Here is a 4,626-nt window from a genome sequence, read left to right as displayed (position 1 = left end):
GGGGCGCTAAAGCGCCTTAAATGAATTCCTTTCGGAATTCCTAAACCCCCGAAATCCCCCTTCGGGGGATTTTTCAGGGCTACTGCCGAATTCCCTTCGGGAATTCTGCGAGAATTCAGATTGCCCTTTCGGGCAATCTGGCACGGTTTTGTAGTGGTTTATTTTGGCAGCCTTTCGGCTGCCCGTCATATTGTGTTTTCTGTTCCTGACCGTTGGTCAGGATTGTTATTATGTCGTGGCATTGGGGCGGTTCCGCCTTCGGCGGATTTGTCGTTTATGTATTTTATTGACGGGGCTTAGTTTAAATACTGGACAATATCTGACTTTCAGTCAGATGCGAGTGTTTATAGATTTCTGTCGGTACTTCTATTGGTTGTTGGTGCAAGTGTGTGCCTGTCGGTAGTTCTCTTGGCCTTCTTGGTTTGTCCTGGCCTGTCGGCCAGGTTTTGCATGTCTTTGATGGGATTTCATTCCGGCTCTCTGTCCTGCATTTTGGGGATGGCCGGTCGCGCATGATGGTGTCGACGGTTGTCGTAGGGGTGAGGTTGCTGTTATGGCGATCAGGTTCCTCGTCAACTGATGGCTTCGTTCCACGTGGAGGTTCTCGGGGTTGCTACTCAGTACGGGGGTGCTGCGCGCTCTGGTGGCCAGGGTCGTTCTTGGGCGTCTTTCGGTCGGTTCAAGGTATGGAGTCGGTCATGATGCGTCAGTTCTGGTGCTGGCCTTGTCGTTTGACGTGCTCCGAGGGCGGGCCGCCCTGACCAAGCGGGAGCGCGCCGGGTTCACCTCGTTCGTCCTCGACGGCGTGGCTCAGGAACTGCGTGATCGCATCCGGTAGGCCACGTCGAACGCGGCCCGCAAGTGGGCGGCGTATCCGCTCTCCGGGGCCAAGCTGAACCACGCGTCGACCTCGGCGCGCAGCAGGGCGACGAGCTCGTCCTGCTGATCCGTACGCATCACCGCCCGCCCCGGTGTACCAGGCTGTCAGCTCCTCCCAGTCGGCCATGTGCCGCCCCGGCAGCCGTGCGACCGCGGATCCGTCCGGGTTCACCAGCGACGGCAGAGTGTCTAGCTCCCTCAGAACCCGGCCCAGCAGCAACGTCAGCCGCTCCAGGGCCTCCACCATGCCCGGGGTGTGTCGGGCTACGTCCGAGCTGATCAGCTCCAGGTGCTCCAGCAGCAGCCCCTTGAACGTCGAGTACTCATCGTCGTATGACCGGGCACGCCCTGTGGGGTTCTATCTGCAGGTTCCGGCTCTGGACGCGTACGAGGTACGCAGGGCGGAGGGTCGGCCTGCTGTCGCGCTGCATGTGCGGTGGGACGGCAGCAAGCGGCATCTGCTGGCCAGCGCCTCATGAGGGGGCCGCCGGGCCCGGTGGCCGGGCAGACTCGGGCGGTGGTGCACCGGCTGCCTGAGCCGATCCGCGGCTACCTGGCCCACCCATGTTTGGAGGGTGTGGGGGGCGGTGTGGGCGCAGCTGGAGCGCAACCGCCTGGCGGTCGCCGGCACGCTCGCGCTGGACCTCGACGAGACCGGTGCGCGGTGCCTGGATGGTCTGCTGGGCACCCACATCCGGGCCGGGACGGGAGGGGACGGGTGCAGTTCGCCAAGCTGGACACGGCCCTGCGCTACTCCAGCACGGCGTGCTCGCTGATCACCACCGTCGCGGATCTGACCGGCGGTGCGCTGAGCGACCGGCGTGCCGAGCGCCAGCAGCGCGACACCACCTCGGCCGGGGTGTGGGCGCGGTTGGAGGCGGCGGGGCTCGCGCACCTGGCGTGGGTGCCGGCCTGGCGGGAGCAGGTCCGCGGCCAAGGGCTGCTGACCCGCGCCGACCCGGAAGCGGGTGGGGAGGTGGTCAAGGCGGCGGTGCGGGTGCTGGCCGACGTGGCACCCGCGCTCACTCTGCCCCAGCCGCAGGAGCCAGGGCCCGAGGGGTCGGGACTGGCACAGCTCGCCGCCCGCACCACCGGTGACGCCCACGACCTGGACGAGGGCCGCCTGGCCGCCGCCCTGGTGCTGCGTGCGGTGGCCGCCGCGCTCGCAGCGCCATGGCCTGCGGACGCCGCGGGGCGGCGGCTGTGGGAGTACGTCGGGGTCGTCTCCGACCAGGTCTCCGGCACGGTGCTGGTCTTCGGTGTGCGGCCGCCGGGCACGACGGCGTGGTCCGTCGTGCTCCGGTCCCGTACGGACCTGGGGCTGGTCACCCATCTCACGCTCGCCGGGCTCCTCTCCCCCTCTGCCGAGGCGCCTGTGGTGGCCGCCGAACAGGTCGTCCACGTCTGCGAGAACCCCCAGGTCGTAGGCCGCCGCCCAACTGCCCGCGCCCGGGCCGCTGGTGTGCACCTCGGGGATGCCATCGGCGGCCGGCTGGCATCTGCTGGAGCGGCTGCACGCCGAAGGGGTCCTCCTGCGGTACCACGGTGACTTCGACTGGCCCGGCATCGCCATCGCGAGCCGAGTCCTGGGGTTGGCCCGGCCCTGGCGGCTGGGTGCAGAGGACTACCGGCAGGCGCTGACCCTGCTGCCCCGCACGGCCGCGCTCCCGCTGAGCGGCGAGGCCGTCGCCACCCCGTGGGACCCGGCACTGGCGGAGGCCATGCGCGGTGCCTGACACGCCGTCCACGAAGAAACGGTTCTTCCTCTGCTGGAACCATTCCGCGACCCGGGTGGCGTGAGAAACCACTGACGGGGTGCCTGGCCCGGTGGCCGGGGCGGCGGTCACGCCCTGGGGTGGACGTCCCGGGGCGCAGCGGCCCATCCACCGGAGTCGGGCGGCGGATCCCAGACGGCTGAAGCCTCGCTCGGGCGTCGGCTGGCTCGGGCCACCAGTCGGGCGCAAACCGGTGAAGGCTTCGATGCCGTGCACAGCGGGGGCGGACTGTGCTGCCGGCGCGCCCTTGACGAGGACGGCGCAGCCGGGCGCGGCGCGGATGGGCACAGGGGGCAGGGCGCGGTCCGGCTTGCCGGGCAGATCAGGACATCCGACTCGCCTTTTACTTAAGGGAGTTTAGAGCACATTCCGACTTCCTGAGGCATTCGGCGGCACGGTGGCGGGGCCGGCTATCGCCGCGCGGTGCTCACCCGATACTGGCGGCGAGCAGTTCCTCCAGTTCCGCTTCCAACTGCTCCAGCGCCCAGCCGTTCACCTGCTCAGGGTCGGGGATCCGGTCCGCGTACTCGGCCAGTACCGGCTCCCACTGCGCGTACATCCCTGATCCGGCAACGCGGCGGCCAGCCAGTGGCGCAGCACCGTGGGGACGGCGCCGGGCCGGGCGTCGAGGGGCAGTCGGGTGCTCCACTGGCAGACGATGCGCCGCAGGTTGACGCCGGGGCGGGCTGTGTGTCGAGAGCGCAGGGCGACGCCCAGAGGTACCAGTCCACGGGGGCGGTGTAGCAGTAACCGGCGTCGATCGTGTGGCCGGCGACGTCGGTGATCTGGCCGGGCACGGCCAGGGGCACTGTTGCCCACTGGTTCCAGGGGACGGTCCGGCTGCCGGCGGGGGGCTCCATGATGCTGGCCGTCCAGGTGTCCTGCGTGCGGGTCAGGAGCCTCTCTGCTTCGGCTCGCATGGCTGCGATCGTCCGGGGGGGGGTGGCGAGCAGCGTCTCGAGGCGGGCACTGGCTTCGCCGCGGCTGTTGTCGAGGAGCCGTGCAAACTGGTCGACCAGGGCGTCGGGGGAGGTCAGGTGCGTCATCCGGTCCTCCAGTCCGCGGATGACGGTGTCCATCGGCGGGTAGGTGCAGCCGGGTGTTGGCGCTGATAAAGCACACCCGCGGGGTTGCGGTGCAGTAGCCGACGACCGACAGCCAGATCGCGGCGTCCCGGGCGCCGCCCTTCTTCACGTCCTTTCCGTATCCGGTCCTGGCGGGCTTCTGCGCGTATGTCTCGCGGGCGAGGACTCGCACGGCGACGTCCCCGGATGTGGGGAGGATCTCGAACCGGCGGGCCAGGTCGGTCCGCCAGTGCAGGCGTCCCTGTACTCGGGGTCGAAGCGCCCGGGTACAGGGACGGTCTCCCAGGGTGCCGACATGGCAGGGTCCTTCAGTGCCGTGGCGGCCCGGCCGTGGGCGTAGCGGTGGTCCAGCTCGTGTCTAGCCACCATTTCCTCCTGGACCATCCACGGCGTGGCGACCCGGTGGCGGCCGCCGATCTGCAGGGCTCGCAGTATGTCGAAAACGGGGCTGGCCCGAGGCCGAACAGTACGGAAGTGTCGAGCACGATCATCATGCGAAGGCTCACTGGTGGCACGATCGCGGGCAAGATCGCAGTCCTGGTACCGAGGCTTGCAGTCGGGCGTCCGCGATGTCCCACTGTGCCCGTGGCCGGTCATGGTGTGACCGGTGGGCGTCCGGTCTATTGCATTCCCGGGACGGCGTCTGACCGACCGCCCCGGGGAACGGGTCTCTCGGGCCACCGGACGCGGATGGGCGGATTTCGCCGGCCTGGCCGCCGCTGCACGAGTCCCTCGGGACAGTCGGGCGCGGGCGTTCTGGGGAACGGGCAGACACGGCAGTGACCCGGCTGCTATTGACCCGAAACGCTAAATTTCCGGCACCTCGGCGATGTAGCGGACGTGCGGGCCCTGGAAGTACCCGCGGATGATGTGTGGCTGCTTCTGTC

At 68.5% G+C, this 4,626-nt stretch carries 4 protein-coding genes and 1 pseudogene; 2 read left to right on the top strand and 3 right to left on the bottom strand.

Translation table 11 applies throughout. The features are described 5' to 3' along the window. Positions 1 to 810: 810 nt before the first annotated feature. Both ACFV4P_RS35855 and ACFV4P_RS35850 read right to left on the bottom strand, forming a co-directional pair. Entirely contained in the window at positions 811 to 957 is a 147-nt protein-coding gene (locus ACFV4P_RS35855; RefSeq protein WP_380477679.1) for a hypothetical protein, read from the bottom strand. Between the two features lie 52 nt (positions 958 to 1,009). Then, positions 1,010 to 1,159: pseudogene (locus ACFV4P_RS35850) on the bottom strand (hypothetical protein); the annotation flags it as partial. 195 nt (positions 1,160 to 1,354) lie between these two features. Here ACFV4P_RS35850 and ACFV4P_RS35845 point away from each other — a divergent pair. Both ACFV4P_RS35845 and ACFV4P_RS35840 read left to right on the top strand, forming a co-directional pair. Then, positions 1,355 to 2,428 carry a TIGR02679 domain-containing protein gene (locus tag ACFV4P_RS35845; protein WP_380477678.1) on the top strand — a complete coding sequence of 358 codons (1,074 nt, stop codon included), beginning with the start codon at positions 1,355 to 1,357 and terminating at the stop codon, positions 2,426 to 2,428. Next, entirely contained in the window at positions 2,355 to 2,615 is a 261-nt protein-coding gene (locus tag ACFV4P_RS35840) for a DUF2399 domain-containing protein (protein WP_380477677.1), read from the top strand. Before ACFV4P_RS35845 ends, ACFV4P_RS35840 begins: the two co-directional genes overlap by 74 nt. A gap of 466 nt (positions 2,616 to 3,081) precedes the next feature. On the opposite strand, the gene ACFV4P_RS35835 is transcribed toward ACFV4P_RS35840, so the two are convergent. After that, positions 3,082 to 3,213, bottom strand: a complete 132-nt coding sequence (locus ACFV4P_RS35835; protein WP_380477676.1) for a hypothetical protein — start codon at positions 3,211 to 3,213, stop codon at positions 3,082 to 3,084. Positions 3,214 to 4,626: the final 1,413 nt, after the last annotated feature.

The organism is Kitasatospora sp. NPDC059795 (assembly GCF_042732175.1).
Lineage (GTDB): Bacteria > Actinomycetota > Actinomycetes > Streptomycetales > Streptomycetaceae > Kitasatospora.
The sequence above is the reverse complement of the archived record's forward strand: the minus strand, read 5'-3'. Positions and strand labels throughout refer to the sequence as shown.